At 57.6% G+C, this 17,443-nt stretch carries 16 protein-coding genes and 1 pseudogene; 13 read left to right on the top strand and 4 right to left on the bottom strand.

Annotated elements, in window-relative coordinates:
* Window positions 1-33: 33 nt before the first annotated feature.
* From EB231_RS26125 to rfbD, 6 genes are all read left to right on the top strand, one after another.
* The gene (locus EB231_RS26125) at window positions 34-624 is read left to right on the top strand and encodes a biotin transporter BioY (protein ID WP_172351343.1); all 591 of its coding nucleotides are present in this window, start codon (window positions 34-36) and stop codon (window positions 622-624) included.
* Between the two features lie 64 nt (window positions 625-688).
* Window positions 689-1,756 carry an NAD-dependent epimerase gene (locus tag EB231_RS26120; RefSeq protein ID WP_172351342.1) on the top strand — a complete coding sequence of 356 codons (1,068 nt, stop codon included), beginning with the start codon at window positions 689-691 and terminating at the stop codon, window positions 1,754-1,756.
* Between the two features lie 50 nt (window positions 1,757-1,806).
* A complete protein-coding gene (gene rfbA, locus EB231_RS26115; RefSeq protein ID WP_172351341.1) occupies window positions 1,807-2,688 on the top strand; it encodes a glucose-1-phosphate thymidylyltransferase RfbA in 882 nt (293 codons plus the stop codon).
* Window positions 2,689-2,691: 3 nt separating this feature from the next.
* Window positions 2,692-3,243 carry a dTDP-4-dehydrorhamnose 3,5-epimerase gene (gene rfbC / locus EB231_RS26110; protein WP_172351340.1) on the top strand — a complete coding sequence of 184 codons (552 nt, stop codon included), beginning with the start codon at window positions 2,692-2,694 and terminating at the stop codon, window positions 3,241-3,243.
* Between the two features lie 13 nt (window positions 3,244-3,256).
* Window positions 3,257-4,327 carry a dTDP-glucose 4,6-dehydratase gene (gene rfbB / locus EB231_RS26105; RefSeq protein ID WP_172351339.1) on the top strand — a complete coding sequence of 357 codons (1,071 nt, stop codon included), beginning with the start codon at window positions 3,257-3,259 and terminating at the stop codon, window positions 4,325-4,327.
* Entirely contained in the window at window positions 4,324-5,223 is a 900-nt protein-coding gene (rfbD, locus tag EB231_RS26100; protein WP_172351338.1) for a dTDP-4-dehydrorhamnose reductase, read from the top strand. Before rfbB ends, rfbD begins: the two co-directional genes overlap by 4 nt.
* A gap of 57 nt (window positions 5,224-5,280) precedes the next feature.
* Here the strand turns inward: rfbD and EB231_RS26095 are convergent, their stop codons facing one another.
* Together EB231_RS26095 and EB231_RS26090 are read right to left on the bottom strand one after the other, a co-directional pair.
* Entirely contained in the window at window positions 5,281-6,399 is a 1,119-nt protein-coding gene (locus EB231_RS26095; RefSeq protein ID WP_172351337.1) for a glycosyltransferase, read from the bottom strand.
* The gene (locus EB231_RS26090; protein WP_246740719.1) at window positions 6,396-7,625 is read right to left on the bottom strand and encodes a glycosyltransferase family 4 protein; all 1,230 of its coding nucleotides are present in this window, start codon (window positions 7,623-7,625) and stop codon (window positions 6,396-6,398) included. The genes EB231_RS26095 and EB231_RS26090 overlap by 4 nt, the downstream gene beginning before the upstream one ends.
* A gap of 248 nt (window positions 7,626-7,873) precedes the next feature.
* Between EB231_RS26090 and EB231_RS26085 the strand changes: the two genes are divergently transcribed.
* The 3 genes from EB231_RS26085 to EB231_RS26075 are packed head-to-tail and all read left to right on the top strand — an operon-like array spanning window position 7,874 to window position 9,964.
* Window positions 7,874-8,920, top strand: coding sequence for a glycosyltransferase family 2 protein (locus tag EB231_RS26085; RefSeq protein ID WP_246740718.1), 1,047 nt, complete (start codon window positions 7,874-7,876; stop codon window positions 8,918-8,920).
* Window positions 8,917-9,603: a class I SAM-dependent methyltransferase gene (locus EB231_RS26080; protein WP_172351335.1), complete on the top strand. Its 687-nt coding sequence runs from the start codon at window positions 8,917-8,919 to the stop codon at window positions 9,601-9,603. The genes EB231_RS26085 and EB231_RS26080 overlap by 4 nt, the downstream gene beginning before the upstream one ends.
* The gene (locus EB231_RS26075; protein WP_172351334.1) at window positions 9,596-9,964 is read left to right on the top strand and encodes an EamA family transporter; all 369 of its coding nucleotides are present in this window, start codon (window positions 9,596-9,598) and stop codon (window positions 9,962-9,964) included. Before EB231_RS26080 ends, EB231_RS26075 begins: the two co-directional genes overlap by 8 nt.
* Before the next feature lie 68 nt (window positions 9,965-10,032).
* Here EB231_RS26075 and EB231_RS26070 read toward each other — a convergent pair whose 3' ends face one another.
* On the bottom strand, window positions 10,033-11,475 hold the full coding sequence (locus EB231_RS26070) for a DUF7024 domain-containing protein (protein ID WP_172351333.1): 1,443 nt from the start codon (window positions 11,473-11,475) through the stop codon (window positions 10,033-10,035).
* Between the two features lie 916 nt (window positions 11,476-12,391).
* Here EB231_RS26070 and EB231_RS26065 point away from each other — a divergent pair.
* From EB231_RS26065 to EB231_RS26050, 4 genes are all read left to right on the top strand, one after another.
* Window positions 12,392-13,414: a glycosyltransferase family 2 protein gene (locus tag EB231_RS26065; RefSeq protein WP_172351332.1), complete on the top strand. Its 1,023-nt coding sequence runs from the start codon at window positions 12,392-12,394 to the stop codon at window positions 13,412-13,414.
* A gap of 3 nt (window positions 13,415-13,417) precedes the next feature.
* Window positions 13,418-13,981, top strand: a complete 564-nt coding sequence (locus EB231_RS26060) for a class I SAM-dependent methyltransferase (protein WP_172351331.1) — start codon at window positions 13,418-13,420, stop codon at window positions 13,979-13,981.
* A complete protein-coding gene (locus EB231_RS26055; protein ID WP_172353023.1) occupies window positions 13,971-14,864 on the top strand; it encodes a hypothetical protein in 894 nt (297 codons plus the stop codon). Before EB231_RS26060 ends, EB231_RS26055 begins: the two co-directional genes overlap by 11 nt.
* 329 nt (window positions 14,865-15,193) lie before the next feature.
* Window positions 15,194-17,281 carry a hypothetical protein gene (locus EB231_RS26050; protein WP_172351330.1) on the top strand — a complete coding sequence of 696 codons (2,088 nt, stop codon included), beginning with the start codon at window positions 15,194-15,196 and terminating at the stop codon, window positions 17,279-17,281.
* Here EB231_RS26050 and EB231_RS26045 read toward each other — a convergent pair.
* A pseudogene (locus EB231_RS26045) lies at window positions 17,278-17,424 on the bottom strand (IS5/IS1182 family transposase); the annotation flags it as partial. The gene EB231_RS26050 and the pseudogene EB231_RS26045 overlap by 4 nt on opposite strands.
* Window positions 17,425-17,443 lie beyond the last annotated feature (19 nt).

Below are 17,443 nucleotides of genomic sequence, written 5' to 3'. Positions count from 1 at the left end.
ATCGGATCGCGACAGATCGGATTGGGGAAGACCATGGCAACTGCAACGACGATGCGCCCGCTTGTTTCTCTGGCCTTGCCGCAGGATGGCGCGGCGCGACTGGCAACACAGCTTTTCCTGGCGATCGCCGGAACGCTGCTGCTGACCCTGTCGGCCAAGACCAGGGTCGTGCTCGGCCCCGTCGACATCTCGATGCAGACGCTTGCCGTCTTGCTGATCGCCGCCGCCTTCGGCATGCGCCTCGGCGTTGCCACGCTGCTGCTCTACATGGCGGAAGGCGCCATGGGCTTCCCGGTTTTCCAGGGCACGCCGGAGAAGGGCATCGGCATCGCCTACATGCTTGGCTCGACCGGCGGCTACCTCGCTGGCTTCGTGGTCATGGCGGCGATTGTCGGCTGGGCCGCGGATCGCGGTTGGGATCGCCATCCGATCAAGCTTTTCAACGCGATGCTGGTTGCCGAAGTGGTGATGATGGCGATGGGTTTCGCCTGGCTCGCGCTGCTGATCGGCCCGGAAAAGTCCTGGCAGTTCGGCGTCGTGCCGTTCATCGTCGGCGACCTGATCAAGGTTGCGCTCGCGGCAAGCCTTGTGCCGGCCGTGTGGTCGCTGCTCAAGCGCTCCTGAGGTCTGTCGATAGTTTGGCGTGCCATAGACGTCAGGGCTCCATTCCCGAGGACGGGCGCTTCTGATGAAGGTTCTGGTCACCGGCGTCGCCGGCTTCATAGGCTATCATGTCGCCAGGCGGCTCATCGAGCGCGGCGACGAGGTTGTCGGTATCGACAGCGTCAACGACTACTACGATCCGGCGATCAAGCAGGCGCGGCTGCGGCTGCTTGCCGAGGCAAGCCGAAGCACCAATGCCGGCTATCATTTCATCCATGGCAATCTTGCCGACAGGGGCATCGTGGACGGCTGCTTTGCCGACCACGCCTTTGACCGGGTGATCCACCTCGCCGCCCAGGCCGGGGTCCGCTACAGCCTTGAAAACCCGCGCGCCTATGTCGAAAGCAACATCGTCGCCTTCACCAACATGCTGGAGGCCTGCCGCGGCGGCGGCATAACGCACCTGACCTACGCCAGCACCTCGAGCGTTTACGGCGCCAACACCGACATGCCGTTCTCCGAGCACCGCCCGGCCGATCATCCGCTGCAGTTCTACGCCGCGACCAAGCGCGCCAACGAGTTGATGGCTCACAGCTACAGCCATCTGTTCGGGTTGCCGACCACCGGGCTGCGTTTCTTCACCGTGTACGGCCCCTGGGGGCGTCCCGACATGGCGCTGTTCCTGTTCACCAGGAGCATCCTGGCCGGCGAGCCGATCAAGCTGTTCAACAATGGCAACCACACGCGCGACTTCACCTATGTCGATGACATCGCCGAAGGGGTGATCCGAACCAGCGACAGCCCTGCCGCCGGCAACCCCGACTGGGATTCCAGCCATCCGGATCCGGCAACGAGCAGTGCGCCCTGGCGCATCTTCAACATCGGCAACAACAATCCGGTGAAGCTGACCGCCTATGTCGAGGCGCTGGAAAACGCGCTTGGCCGCAAGGCCATCATCGAGCTCTTGCCGCTGCAGGCGGGGGACCTGCTCGATACGTTCGCCGACATTTCAGCATTGCAGGAGGCGGTCGGATACCGCCCCGGTACCTCCGTGTCGGAAGGGGTAGGGCGATTCGTCGAGTGGTATCTGGCGTATTTTGGTAACGACTCTGCGGTAAAAGCGGGCGCTGGCAGCAGCTTTTTCAGGGTGTAGTATGGCTCCCACTGCCGCCGAGGGGATTTGGGCATGTCAGGGAGAGCTTCTTGAAAGGAATTATCCTTGCGGGAGGTAGTGGAACACGCCTTTATCCGCTGACGTTGGCAGTCTCCAAACAAATTCTTCCGGTATACGACAAGCCGATGATCTATTATCCGCTGAGCGTATTGATGCTCGCGGATATCAGGGAGATCCTGGTTATTTCGACGCCGCGAGACCTGCCCGTTTTTCGTGATCTACTCGGCGACGGATCGGAGTTCGGGCTGGATATCTCCTATGCGGAGCAGCCGCACCCCAATGGGCTTGCGGAAGCTTTCATCATCGGCCGCGAGTTCATCGGCAAAGACAGTGTGTCGATGATCCTGGGCGACAATATCTATTTCGGCGATGGGCTGTCGCAGCTTTGCCGCACCGCCGCTTCGCGCGACACGGGCGCTTCGGTTTTCGCCTACCGCGTGGATGATCCTGAACGGTATGGTGTCGTATCCTTCGACAAGGTCACCGGAACCGCGCTCACGATCGAGGAAAAGCCGCAAAAGCCGAAATCCAACTGGGCTGTTACAGGGCTGTATTTCTACGACAACACTGTTGTCGACATCGCCTCGTCCATTCGTCCTTCGGCCCGCGGCGAGCTGGAAATCACGGCGGTCAACAACGCCTATCTCGACCGCGGCCTGCTGCATGTGCACCGATTGGGACGCGGCTATGCCTGGCTCGACACCGGGACCCATGACAGTCTGAACGACGCGTCTTCCTTCGTGCGCACGATCGAACATCGACAGGGCATCAAGGTCGCTTGCCCTGAGGAGATCGCCTTCGAGCAGGGTTGGCTGACGGCAGAGCAAGTGCTGCAGCGCGCAACCCGGCTGGGAAAAAATGAATATGCCGCCTATCTGCGCCGGCGTGTCGCCGATCTGTCGGAGGGCTAGGCGTTGGAGATCAGGTCCCTCGGCATTGAAGGCGTACTGGAAATTGTTCCAAAGCGGCACGGCGATGCGCGCGGTTTCTTCATGGAAACCTACAATGCCGAGCGGTTTGCGCAGGCTGGAATAAAATTGCTTTTCGTGCAGGACAACCATTCCTATTCGGCCGAGGCAGGCGTCTTGCGCGGGCTCCATTACCAGCTTGCGCCCCGGGCGCAGGACAAGTTGCTGCGCGTTGTACGCGGCCGGATTCTGGACGTTTGTGTCGACATTCGCCGCAGTTCGAAGACCTTCGGAAAATGGATCGGCCACGAGATTTCGGCCGAAAAGGGCAACCAGATCCTGGTGCCCAAGGGCTTTGCCCATGGCTTCCTGACCCTCGTGCCCGACACCGAGGTCCTCTACAAGGTGACCGACACCTATTCGCCTGAGCACGACCGGTCTATCCGCTTCGACGATCCCGCGATCGGCGTCGAATGGCCTTCGGTGGCCAGCGGGTTCCAGCTTTCGGACAAGGACCGCAAGGCGCCGATGCTCGCCGACACCGAGGTGTTTGCCTGATGAGGACAGCAGCATGAATTTTCTGGTGACAGGCGGGGCCGGCTTCATCGGTTCGGCGGTGTGCCGGCATCTGTGCGCCAATCCGGCCTACCGCGTGACCAATCTCGACAAGCTGACCTATGCCGGCAACCTGGCTTCGCTGCGGCCGATCGAAAACGCGCATAATTATCGCTTCGTCCATGGCGATATCGGCGATGAGAGGACAGTGCTCGATCTCCTGCGCCGTGACGATATCGACATCGTCATGAACCTCGCCGCCGAGAGCCATGTCGACCGCTCGATCGACGGACCGGGCGCCTTCATCGAGACCAACATTGTCGGCACCTACCGGGTCCTCAATGCGGCGCTCGAGTATTGGCGTGGCCTTGCCGATGACAGGAAGGGCCGCTTCCGCTTCCACCATGTCTCGACCGACGAGGTGTTCGGCGATCTGCCTTTCGATGGCGGCATGTTCGTCGAGGAGACGCCTTACGCACCGTCCTCGCCCTATTCCGCCTCGAAGGCGGCTTCGGACCATCTGGTGCGGGCCTGGCACGAGACCTATGGCCTGCCGGTCGTGCTCTCCAACTGTTCGAACAATTACGGCCCCTATCATTTTCCCGAGAAACTGATCCCGCTGGTCATCCTCAACGCGCTCGACGAAAAGCCGCTGCCTGTCTATGGCGCCGGCGCCAATGTGCGCGACTGGCTGTTCGTCGAGGATCATGCGCGGGCCCTGGAACTCGTCGCGACGAGAGGGCATCCGGGCGAGAGCTACAATGTCGGCGGCAATTCGGAACGGACGAACCTCGCCGTCGTTGAGACGATCTGCGACCTGCTCGACATCAGGCGTCCCCGGGCCGGCGGCAAGCGCTATCGCGAACTGATTTCCTTCGTCACCGACCGCCCCGGCCATGATCGCCGCTACGCCATCGATGCCTCCAAGATCGGCGGTGAACTCGGCTGGACGCCGACCGAGAATTTCGACAGCGGCCTGGCCAGAACCGTGGATTGGTTCCTCGAAAATAAATGGTGGTGGGGGCCGATCCGCGAGCAGCGCTATGCCGGAGAAAGACTGGGCGAGGCGCGCAAGGGTGGTGCGTGAGGCTCGTCGTCACCGGACGCGAAGGTCAGGTCGCGGCAAGCCTGCTGGAGGCATGCCAAGGGAAGGCCGGCATGGAGGTCGTCGCCATCGGCCGCCCGGAACTCGACCTGGCAAGACCCGGGACCATCATCGACGCCATTGCGGCTGCGAAGCCGGATATCGTGGTGTCGGCCGCCGCCTACACGGCGGTGGATCAGGCCGAGGACGAGCCCGACCTCGCCTTTGCGGTCAACGCGACCGGCGCCGGCAAGGTGGCTGAGGCGGCGGCTCGGCTCGGCGCTCCCCTCATCCACCTTTCGACCGACTACGTCTTCGACGGCAGCGCCACCCACGCCTATGTCGAGACCGACGCGACGGCGCCCCTCGGCGTCTACGGCGCCTCCAAGCTCGCTGGCGAACAGGCGGTGGCCGCCGCCGGCCCGCGCCACCTGATTCTGCGCACCGCCTGGGTCTACAGCCCGTTCGGCAGGAATTTCGTGAAAACCATGCTGCGGCTGGCCGCCGACCGCGACGAGATTTCGGTGGTGGCCGATCAATGGGGAAATCCCACCTCCGCGCTCGATGTGGCCGACGCCATCTTGCATGCGGCGGCGGTGCTGCATGGCGACAAGAGCGTCGGCGCGTTCGGCACCTATCATCTGGCCGGCACCGGCGAGACCAACTGGAGCGGCTTTGCCCGTCACATCCTGGACACCAGCCGAGCGTCCGGCGGTGCTTGGGCGCAAGTGCGCGACATTGCGGGCAAGGACTATCCGACCAAGGCGCGGCGCCCCGCCAATTCGCGGCTATCGAGCGCGAAGTTCGCTGATGTATTCGGGTGGAGGTCGCCTGACTGGCGGCAGTCGACGGAGGCGGTGGTCCGTCGGCTCCAAAGCGGGCAAGCCCCGGCCGGATGACCAAGCGTCCTTGAGGGCGGCTCGCTGCGTTTCACAAGCCGTGCCTTGCAGCTGCACTCAATGTCGACGGCTGTCGAGCTGGTGATAGAGATCGGCGTAAGCCTTTCCCATCCTGTCCGATGTAAAGAGGCTGGCATAGCGATCTCGGGCGGCTCGCCCCCATTTCGCGGCTTCGCCAGGCGAATCGACGAGCCGGTTGATCGCTTCGGCAAGCCGTGCTGGATCGGAAGGCGGAACGACCAGCCCGGTTTCGCCGGCCTTGTTCACATAACTGGTTCCCGTTCCGATCTCGCATGAAATCATCGGCTTGCCGCACATTGCCGCCTCGACCAGCGATAGCCCATAGGCTTCCGACCTCTGGTTCGAAGGAAAAACGAACCCGAGGCAGCTGTGGAGGAGCGCCATTTTGTGCGACTCCGAAACCTCGCCCAGGAAAATCACATTGTCGCGCCGCAACGTCCTGGCCTGCAGCTTGAGTTGCTGCTCGATCGGTCCCGAGCCGGCAATGACAATCTTGCATCGAACCCTGTCCGCGGCCTCGATCAGCACATCGAGTCCCTTGTAGTAGCGCAGAACGCCGACGAACAGGACGAAGGGCTCCGCCACCGCCGACTGGCACCAGATGGTGTCGGATTCGGTCGGCGCGGGGTAAGCGGTTTCGTCGATGCCGATGGGAATGATCATCGATTTGGCCTTGAAGGCTTTGAGGACAGGGCTCGATCCCAGATAGTCCGGGGATGTCGCAACGATCGTGTCCACGTCCTTCAGGAAACGCAGCATCAGCGGTCGATAGAAAGGCAGTATCAGCCTCTGTTTGACGATGTCGGAATGATAGGTGACGACCGCCGGTTTGCCGTGACGGGAATGAAAATGCACCATATCCATCAATGGCCATGGAAAATGGTAGTGCAGCAGGTCGGCCTTCCCGGCGAGTTCCGCGAATTTCCGAAAAGCCGAGCGCGAGAATCCGGTCGAGGCGAGTTCGAAATCGAGCTTGGCCTTATGGGCCATATGGCCGTCAAACCATTGGGTGTTCTCAGCCGGAGTGGGGCTCAATGACAGCACGTCCGTTTCGATGCCGTGGCTCGCGGTGCTTCGGGCAATGGCCTGTATCGTGCGCTCCACGCCGCCGAACGAATCCGGCCAATAGGTCTTGAAGAAGTGCAGGACTTTCAAACGCGGGCCTTCCGTCTTTGCTCGATGGCCTGTTCAAAAATCCGCAGCATGCTCTTGGCGTGGTTTTCCCAGGTGAAGCGTCCGGCATTCCTTTTCGCGCCCGCGGCGATGCCGTTTCGGAATTCCGCATCGACGCACAACCGGTGGAATGCAGCGGCGATTGCCTCGGGGTCATTCGGGTCGACGAGGACGGCATTGTCGCCCGCCACCTCAGGCATTGACGACGTGTTCGAGGTCAGCGCCGGCTTGCCGAAAGACTGTGCCTCGACGATCGGAAAGCCGAACCCCTCGTAGAGAGATGGCATCGCCAGAAACAGGCAATTCGCATAAAGCGTGGCGAGCGTCATGTCGTCGACGAATCCGGTAAACTTGATGTTCGCCTCCAGCCCGCCGGCGCGCACCTTATCGGCAAGGCCCGTCTGTTTCCACCCCGTGCCACCGACGATGACCAGATCGCAGCCGGACCGGATATCGGCCGGCAGCAAACCGTAGGCCTCAATCAGATTGCCGAGGTTCTTCCGGGGCTCGACCGTGCCGACAAAGAGCGCATAGGGCTTGCCGATGCCGAGCGGCCGCAGGCTCGAAACATCGCCAGGGGCCGGCAGGGCGACCGTGCCGGGGTGGACCGTGCTGACCGGCGATTTCAGCCAGGGGAATTCGGCCGTCAAGGCGGTGGCCGTGGCCGTCGAATCGGCAACCACGGCATCGGCGGTCCGCAGCGCGGGCTTCATCAGCAGGCGGTCGCCCACCCAGGTCCGGGTCCGCATGGTCCGCGCGGCGTGCAGCCAGACGAGGTCGTGAATCGTCACCACCCGAGCGATGTCGCCGCCCAGCACAAAGGGCAGACGGTGCGACGGCCCCCAGAACACCTCCACGCAGTCGCGCCGGACCAAGAAAGGCAACACGGCCTGGCCCCAGAACGTGCGGGCGACAGGCCCCTTGAAGTTGGCGACCCGCACGCAAACGCCAGGCGGAAGACCGTAATCCGGATTGATCCTGCCAGGCGCATAGACGACCACATCGGCGCCGAGAGCCGCCAATGCCTTCACGGCATTGTGGACGAACCGGCCGATCCCATCGGTGGCCGATCCGAGATTCCTGCCATCGATCCCGATCCTCAAGCTTGTCTCCGGAAATGAACTGGGCAAAGGATTCCGGACATTTTTACGATGGCAGCATGGCAGGTGCGTGGAAGCGTGGTCGCTCGACCGCGCATTGCGAACCACCTTTAGCATACATCCACTGAATCGGTAACATCAGGGCTGGCCGTCATGCAGCGGAAGCCGCTCCACAGCATGAGACATGAGTTCGCCTGGATGCTGCCGGCTCGTGCAGCTCACTCGTCACGGTAGCGTCGAAGCTTTATGCGTCGTCGGCAAGCCAGTAGACTTTGGTTGCTCTGGAGATAAAGCTAAGCTAAAGCCCTCGGCGCAACTGGAAGACTATGCCACATGGCCCACCAGAATGGCTGCGGGTGAGCTTTTCGCCCTCACAACAAAAGCCTGCCATCGCCGTCGTCATCCCGAGCTATCGGGTGCGCAATCATATTCTCGCCGTTCTCGGCCAGATCGGCTCTGAAGTCACTGCCATTTATGTCGTCGACGACGCCTGTCCCGAGGACACCGGCCGTTTCGTCAGGGAACATGTCACGGATCCCCGTGTAAACGTGCTGTGGAACGACGAAAATCTCGGCGTAGGTGGGGCGACCCTCGCGGGGATGAAGCAGGCTTCCGCCGACGGGGCCGATGTGATCGTGAAGATCGACGGCGACGGCCAGATGGACCCCGCGCTCATTCCGAGCTTCGTCGGCGTCATTCTTGTCGGTGAGGCGGACTATGCGAAAGGCAACCGCTTTTTCGATCCGGAAGGGGTGGCTTCCATGCCTTTAGGCAGGCTGATCGGTAATGCGGGCCTCTCCTTCCTCGCCAAGATGTCGACCGGATATTGGCACAGTTTCGATCCGACAAACGGGTTCTTTGCAATCCACGCCAGCCTGGTCGGTCTTCTGCCGCTGGAAAAGATATCGAGGCGTTTTTTCTTCGAATCGGATCTTCTTTTCCGCCTGAACGTCCTTACCGCGCGCGTCGTCGACGTGCCTATGCACTCACACTACGCCGACGAGGTAAGCAATATGAAGCCGCATCGCGAAATTCCGCGATTTGCGCTCGCGCATCTGAGGAACTTCGGCAAGCGTATCTTTTACAACTACTTCATCCGCAATTTCAGTATCGCGTCGTTGGAGCTTGTGTTGGGATTGGCGCTTTTGCTGTTTGGCGTTGTGTACGGCCTGTCGAAATGGGGCACATCCGTGCCGGCCACCGCCGGCACCGTGATGATTGCAGCGCTGCCGATCATCGTTGCGACCCAACTCCTGCTTGCTTTCATCAACTACGATATCCAGTCGGTTCCGCGGTCGACACTGCACCTGCGACTGAAGACCTCGTTGTTGCCGCGAACGGCCCTGATCCATCAGGGTGCGGCGAATAATAGAACGAAGAAATTGGACGACGGGTCGAAATGAAAAAGTATATTCCTCTTCCAGATTACGAAGAGTTGGTCAAAAAATGGCTGTCGAATTACGATGCATCCAACTATCAAGGTGGATTGTCGGCTTATGTTTTACGAGAGACGCACTCTTTGATCGAGAAGCCATTTAACGGCGACGTTCACCTCTCTCAAATCTTGGAGGTGGGAGCGGGGACTCTCGCCCATCTGCCGTTTGTGCGTCACCGCTTTGATCGGTACATCGCATCAGATTTCGACGATGCTGTCCTGAAATCCGTTTCTGGGCGAAAATTGCCGCATGGTGTTGAGCTTATGAAACTCGATGGTGCCGCTCTGCCGTTCGAGAGTGACAGTTTCGACCGGGTCATAGCGACCCACGTGTTGGAACATGTGCCTTTCCCGCACATTGCGATCGGGGAGTGGGTTAGGGTGTTGAAGCCAGGGGGGGTACTCTCGGTTTTGCTGCCATGCGATCCGGGGTGGGCGTGGAGAATAGGGCGCGCATTTGGGCCTAGAAAGCAGGCGGAACGAGCGGGTCTTCCCTATGATTATTACATGGCCCGCGAACACATAAACAGCATATTTAACCTGAGTGAGATACTGAAGTTTCATTTTCCTGAGCGTCAAATAACCTGGTGGCCATCGAGGGTTCCTATTCCTGATGTAAACCTGATTTACGCTGGAAATTTTTATGTTTAATATAAATTATATTCTGATCTCATCATCTGTTTTGGTTATAGCTTTCGGGCAGGTAATATTCAAGTTTGCCGCTAAAAATTTCAAAATAGGCGGGGGGGGTGGTTGGTGGAATGTCGCCCAGCAGAATGTGACACCCATAGCGCTGATATTTCTAGCCCTATTTCTATACTTTTTATCCACTATCGCGTGGGTGCAGGCGCTCAGAACCGTTCCGCTTTCCGTAGCCTTTATGTTCAACGCGCTAGCCTTCGTGATCGTCCCATGCGCAGGCTTCTTCTTGTTTGGTGAAAGCGTTCCCAAATACTTTTATCTGGGTATGCCACTCATTCTCTTGGGGATTTTTCTGATTTCGCGGCCCTGATGTCTCCAATTCTCGGCGCATCTCGCCATGGAGGCAGCAAGCCTGCGCCAAGGGTTTGCAACTATCAACTACTGTGTCACGTCCTGCACGCTGAGTTGGCGGAATCCAATTCCGAGCTTCCGGCGATCTTCGTTTAGACCAAGCTCCTTCGGTGAGATTGGGTTGGGGATCGAAATGGAGATCGAGGTCGATGCCTCCGAGTTTTCAAATGGGATAGCAATTTCCTGCACCGACTTCGACAGCACGAACGTCGCTGATTGAGAGCCTATGTGCACGGAAATAGGTTGCCCGGCATTCGGGCCGAAGGCACTTGCCGTGAGGTGCAGGACGAGTTTTTCTGGAAGCGGCTTTACGAATTCCAGTGTGACCGCGGGGCCATCCGACCAGGTTCCCCAAATTTCCGCTGACGACAGGCCTTGGGTCCGAGTCAGGATTTCGGGCCAGGATTTTCTTGTGAAGTCTATCCTGTCTGATCCCGCGAGCCGAAAAAGTGAAAAACCATTCAGATCCAATTTGAAACGAGAATTGGGCGGAGGGACGTGATCGCCGATGAGGAGGAGCCATTCCTTGTCGCCAGGGACCTTCGAAAGATCCGCTGGAGAACCTGCCGGTATTTGAACAATCGAAGCCCGCGGATCATCGACATAAAACAAGGACTGAAACAGTCCTGACGGATTTGAGCTCATAATTACGAGGCGGGATGCGTCATGTTCTTTAAAATATTGGTGTGCGAATATTCCGGCCTCTTCAAATACATTTGGATGTATATTCGCTCTAAGATCGATACTAGAAAAATAAGATCCTACAACGGCCGACAATGGTGCAAATATAAACAGAAAAAAACGAGATCCAAATTTAACGTCATAGGTCCAGATAATAATAGAAATTATTCCGATGGCTGATATAGAAAAGAAGATATTTCTGTTGAAGAAAATCCCATTCAGTTCTGGGCTATCTACCAAAGATGGCGTGTAGGGGTGCATTACTGTGTAGATTGCGTAGATCATCAATGCGGCAATGGGGGCTGCCGCAATAATTTTATAAAGTGTAAATTTTTCTTTAACGTTCTTTAGTTGAGATGAAATAAATATTAGAAAAAAAGGAAAGGCAAAATTATAGTAACGCATATGTAGTCGGAATGGTGTTTCGTAGGGTCCTGCGTTGGCGACCGAGGCCGAAAATAGCGCCACCACCGGGACCAAAGTTGAAAAGACTGCGAGCGTGTAAAAGGCAATTCTAACGGAATTATCCTCGGCGTCATGGCGAGAGGGGAACTTGCGCAGGCTGAGCAGGATGGCGGCTAACGGGGTCCCATACAAAATTGATAGCGCAAGAAAATGACCGGCGAGATTGATGCCGGCCAGGTTGGCTAGGTCGGCGTAGCGGCCGAGGTCCATAGCTGCATCGCGGGCGTAGGACCCGTAGGTGGGGCCAAAGAGCGTAGCTCCTGCTCTCCCCGCGAAGGCAAAGCCAATCGCCAGTTTGGCGGCGATGGCGACGGCGACAAACACTATGGAGATCCGGAGCCACCTCGCGACCCAGGCTTGCTTCGGACTTTGTCTAATCAGGTAAGCAAAGTATAAAACGATCCCTGGTAGGAAAAATAACGAATGCGGTTTAACAAGGGTTGTCGCAGAGAATATAAGTCCCACAAAGGCAAATTTAAGCAACCTAGAGCGTGCGTCTAACTTCAATAACGCCCAGGAAAATATCCAAAACATAAGAAAATATAGTGATTCAGGCATATAATATGCCGTATATGTGTTTATAGCTCCAAGGACTGAAAGAATGGATATAAAGAATGCGCATGTTCTAGATGTTACGCGAGAGGATATAATAAAAATAAATGGCGCAGCCAGAAGAAAGAAAATAGTGTTTAAGAATCTAGCGCATGCGAGAAATCCGTCTCCGCAGTAGTTTGTATAATTATATATGAAGAAAAAAAAGTACGATGGAACAGGTGCGTCGGATATATTGTTTATGCGAGAAAATATACTGTATGTATATTCATCGGATAATACCACAACGTAAAGCCCCTGGTTTCTTAAATTTATCGCAATGCCGACAACGACCAGGAAAATTGACAGAAATACGATTGTGTTCTTGCCGTACGAATCAATCAGCCGGGACCACGTGGCGGAAAAAACACGAGCGATCTCCTCGTACGTCCAAATCACAGGCGGCCCCCCAAATGCCTAGCTAAACTTTTGTCGAATCTACCTGTCGACTAGTTTTATCGGATGTTCAACCGCCACGTGCCCACTATCCGGCAGGATGGTGCCGAATCCCGACATTGTCGGCTCTGTATCAGCCACCCGCCCAGCAAGGTACCAAGAGCACGCAAATAGAAGCCTTGGAGGTTTGCGATCCGCATGGAAGGCCGTTTTGCTCTGGCAAACCGCTTGCGCCTCAGCCTGAGGATGGTAGATGCACGGATCATCAGGTTCCAAATTCGAGAACAAGCCACTGCCGAAACTGATCATCCAGATTCCTTGCTATAACGAAGCCGAGACGCTCGCGGTCGCGCTGAATGATCTGCCGCGGACCGTTGCCGGTTTCGACAGCGTCGAATGGTTGATCATCGACGACGGAAGCAGCGACGCCACGGCCAGGGTCGCGGAGGAAAACGGCGTCGATCACGTCATACGCCATACCAGCAATCGTGGCCTTGCCTACGCGTTCATGACCGGCATCGAAGCCTGCCTCGCGCGAGGCGCCGATGTCATCGTCAACACCGATGCAGACAACCAATACAACGCGGCCGATCTGCCGGCCCTAACAAGGCCGGTGCTGGAGGGACGCGCGGACATGGTCATCGGCGCTCGGCCGATATCGGAGATTGAGCACTTCTCGCCGTTGAAGAAGCTGCTGCAGAAGCTCGGCAGCTGGGTGGTTCGCGTCAGCAGCGGCACGGATGTGCAGGACGCACCGAGCGGATTTCGCGCGATCTCGCGCAACGCTGCCCAGCGTCTGATCGTCTTCAACAACTACACCTACACGCTGGAAACCATCATTCAGGCCGGCCGCAAGAACATGCGCGTGGTCTCGGTGCCGATCCGCGTCAACGGTGATCTGCGACCGTCGAGGTTGGTCAAGAGCATCCCTTCATACCTCAAGCGCTCGATCTTCACCATCGTGCGCATCTTCGTCATCTATCAGCCGGCCCGGTTCTTCGGCGCGGTCGCAGCCGTTCTTTTCGGCCTCGGTTTCCTGCTTGGCCTGCGCTTCCTCTACTTCTACCTGGTTGATGCAAGCAGCGGTCACGTCCAGTCGGTGGTCCTGGCGGGTGTGCTGATGTCGATGGGCTTCCAGGCACTTCTGGTTGCCTTCCTGGCCGACGTGATCGCGGCCAACCGCAAGCTTCTGGAGGACATCCGATACACGCAGCGCGCGGCGCAGCCGCCCTCCGGTATGAGTTCCGCGGTCGAGACAAGCGACAGGGAGGCGTGATTTATGGCCGATCAAGGCGCCGAAGGTTTGCTTTCTCCATTCTTGCGACGACAGCGGATTACCGCAGTGCGGCCGTTTCTGCAGGGGCGAGTTTTGGACATTGGCTGCGGAAGTGGTGCACTTGCGGCCTATGTTGACCAGGCCGATTATGTCGGGATCGATCCGGACCCTGTATCAATTACTACCGCTCGCCAAAGCTTTCCCGGACACACTTTCATCCAGCAGCAAACGTTGGAGGACAGCATGTTCGATACCGTCACGGCGCTCGCGGTCATAGAGCATGTTCCGGATCCAGTTGCCTTCCTGATTGCGCTCAAGGCCAACCTGCTGAAAACACGGTCAGCACGGATTGTCTGCACGACGCCGCATCCTGCAATGGATTGGATTCATTGGACAGGATCCCGAATCGGTCTGTTCAGCCGCAGCGCCAACGAAGAGCACGAGGATCTTTTGAATCGCGAGCGCCTTGTGGAAACTGGCCGGCGAGCCGGTTTGCGGGAGACCAACTATCGGCGATTTCTGGCTGGTGCCAACCAGGTCATCGCGTTTGCCCACGATGATCAGTGAGAAGACAAAAGCCAAGATTGGTTTTTTCCTCAACGGTCTCGGCGTTCTGCTGGGAGCATTGGGCCTTTTTTTCGTGGTGTATCGTCTGCATGCCTACAAGAGCGAGATCGATGTCGCCAGGATCGGGATTGCAGGATATGCAAGTATTCTATCTCTGGCGGTCGTCTATGGGGCAGGTAATATGTTTCTTGCCCTAGGCTGGGGCAGGTTGCTGAATTTTGTGGGCACGCATCCAAGATTTTCGTGGGTTGTCTGGGCGTATGCCACCTCTCAGCTTGCGAAGTACGTTCCCGGCAATGTTTTTCAGTTTTTCGGTCGTCAAGCGCTCGGCGTTTCCGCAGGTATTCCCAACAGGCAATTGGCTAAATCCACCATTCTTGAACTGGCCATCGTGGGGGGCATGGGTGCCTTGTTTTCCCCACTGGTTTTGCCACTGGTCAAGCCCGAGCTCTCCCCCCTTTTGACACTCGCATTGTTCATGGTGGTCATCGTAATTGCCCTTTATCTCATTAGGCATATTTGGAACTCGCACTTGCGGGCGGTTGGCATCTTTTATTGTCTGTACCTGGCGTTATCAGGGTTCGTATTTGTGACGGGCTTTTATATCGCCGGAGGTTCACTCGAAGTCGTGCAAATCCCGACGATCGCAGGCGCCTATGTCCTGGCATGGCTCGCCGGACTGGTGACCCCGGGCGCGCCGGCAGGTATCGGTGTCAGAGAGGCAGTGCTGCTCTTCCTACTCGGCGGGCTCAGCCCCGGGCCGGTCATACTTCTGGCGGTGGTGATCGGAAGGATGATTACTGTCTTGGGCGATCTTCTTTTTTTTGCGGGCGGGCTGATTGCCGGTCGACCAAACTGCCCTCCCGATGGAACTATTTTTTGATGGGACTGTAGTAAATGCGGTCGTACGGCACATTATGGGGTTGATGTGACGAAATGGACGAAGTTCCCCGGCGATGGCCATGCTGCTCTAGGTCGTGAGCCACCATTCGACAAATGGATAAGGGTGACGCAGGCTGGTGTCAGAACGACTTGGCTTGCACTTAGCTGCTAATTTAGACGCTCAGAACGACGGGCAAGCCCTGGACGGCATCGGCATGCCACTGCTTTGAAGCAATTCGTCGCCGCGTCAACTTCCGTTATCTTGGATTGTCGTGCATAGACGGTTGCAACTGCGGCTGCGAGAGCCGCAGCAACAAAAAGAGACCAAAAGTGCTAGCTCGTGACAACGCCAATCTCCCAACCCAGTCCGCCGAATACAATCAGCGGGACAATGCTACAAGTGAACTGTGGGTATCTGGGCTCTTTTTCTTCCTGACGACAGTCGTTTTTGCGGTTGCCAATCATCACTACAGCGGCCCGGTGATTCTGCCCGATGAAATCGGCTATCTGGGCTATAGCGAGTTTTTCGCTGGGCACACGGTGGATGCGGCCGGCTCCTACCACTTCGGTTATTCGCTTTTCCTCGCCCCGTTGTTTTGGGGCCTCTCATCCACGGAGGCTATTTGGAACGGGCTAACAATCATCAATGGGGCCTTCTTCGGCGCCGCCCTCGCAGTCTGCTTTCACATGTCGAGAGCGATGTTTCCCAGCCGCCATTTTGCTGTTTCTGCGCTGACCACAGCCTTGTGCGCGCTCTACCCGGCATGGATTTCTGTCAGCGGCTACGCATTGTACCAGGGGTGTTTTGTATTCTTCTTCACCTTGAACGCCTATCTGCTGATCAAGTCGCCAAAGTCGACGGCATGCACAATCGGCGCGGCTGCTACGGCTGCATTCCTAATCTGGATTCACTCTCTCGGAATTGTCTGCTGCGCAATGACCCTGCTCGTGATCGCGGGATCGAGCCGCAACGCACGTCTTTCGCTCAGCGCAACTGCCGTAACGATCCTGCTGGTTGGAGCCTATCAATTCTGGCTATCGCCGGCAGTCAAGGCCGCGATGACGCCGGACGGCTATCCGCCATTCGACCATTACCCTTCCATGGCCCGCGCATTGGATATTCTGTCTTTCTCTGGGCTGTTGGAGCTGTTTACGCGGTCACTGGGACAGGTGACATATATTCTCATCGCCACATTGGGGCTTGCCGTCACACCTCTCCTCATCGCTCTGGGCGCTGCTTTTGCAATGTTGCGAGGACGTTCCGGACAAACCCCTGCTCAGATAGTCAGCCTGTTCGCGGTTGGCAGCATCGCCGGCATGACGCTGTTCAGCGCTTCGTTGTTTATCGTCATGGGCGATGCGATCAGGCAGGACCACTGGATGTACGGTCGATACAATGAGGGAGCAGTGCTGCCGATCTTGCTCGTCGGCCTGTCGATCGCACCAAGTCGGATTTTCTCGATCCTGGCATTTCTGGTCCCAGCCGTCTTCGCTGTTCTGGTAGGGATTTTGGCGCCACAGGCGCCGCCCATTAGCGTGCTCAACTCTGCTGGATTCTGGCCGGACGCAGCGTTCCCTGGGCTGGGCTTCTCAAGCCAAATCCTCATCGGCGGGATCAGTGCCGGACTTGTCACCGCAACCGCATCATCTAGCTTCGCCGCTGCCGCGCTTATCCTCGCTTTCGCGATCTGCCTGCCACGTCAATTCGCCTGGCATGACATGGCTACTGACATTCAGCGAGAACCACAGGCGGTGAAGCTAATCAAGGATCAGACTTCGCCGGGTGCCTGCATCGGGCTTGACCCGCGCCTCGGATTTACGCGCCTGACCTTTCTGGCGTTTTATCTATTCGATTACCGATATTCTCGCGTGGACCCCGCCCAATGGTCCACCAAGTGCGATGGCCCGTTCCTCTCGTTGGGCACTGGACCGGCCGATGCCGACTGGGTCGCTGCTGGCGATTGGGATACTCGCCTATACGGCAAAGGTGCTATCCCGCAGGATCACTACTCGAACATCGCCTTCACCGATGCGAGCGCTTGCGCAAAGACATGGTGTTACATCGCAGACGGGGAGATGCTTTCTCAGCGCAGCCAGAATGGGCAGATGATGGATGGAGCCCTGACCGCATCCGGGCCTGCGGGATACCTGTTTTTTGGGCCATATATCGATCTCGGGAAAGGTCGATATCTGCTGCGCTTGAGCGGGGCCGGGCACGGTGATGCGCTACTGGATGTGACCACCAATGCCGGCCAGAACACAGTGGCCAAATTCCCCATCGAAACGTTGAGTCCAGCCGGAACCGAATACGCTTTTGATCTCCCTTCTGACGTTACAGGCCTTGAGATCAGACTAAGAATCCCTGAGGGGGTGCAGATGGGCGTCACCGGCTATGTATTGAACCGACAGCCAAACTAGGCCGTAGACTCATAAGCGCGCAGCCACAGACGCATTGAAGCGAGCTGGACCATAGCGAGGAAGTTGGCGGCGAGCTTGTCATAGCGGGTGGCGATGCGGCGGAAGTGCTTCAGCTTGGAGAAGAAGCGCCCGATCAGATTGCGACGTAACACCATCTCGTTG

It is taken from the genome of Mesorhizobium sp. NZP2298 (assembly GCF_013170825.1).
Taxonomy (GTDB): domain Bacteria; phylum Pseudomonadota; class Alphaproteobacteria; order Rhizobiales; family Rhizobiaceae; genus Mesorhizobium.
Note: the sequence above shows the minus strand (reverse complement) of the source record. Positions and strands in the feature narration are given on the sequence as shown.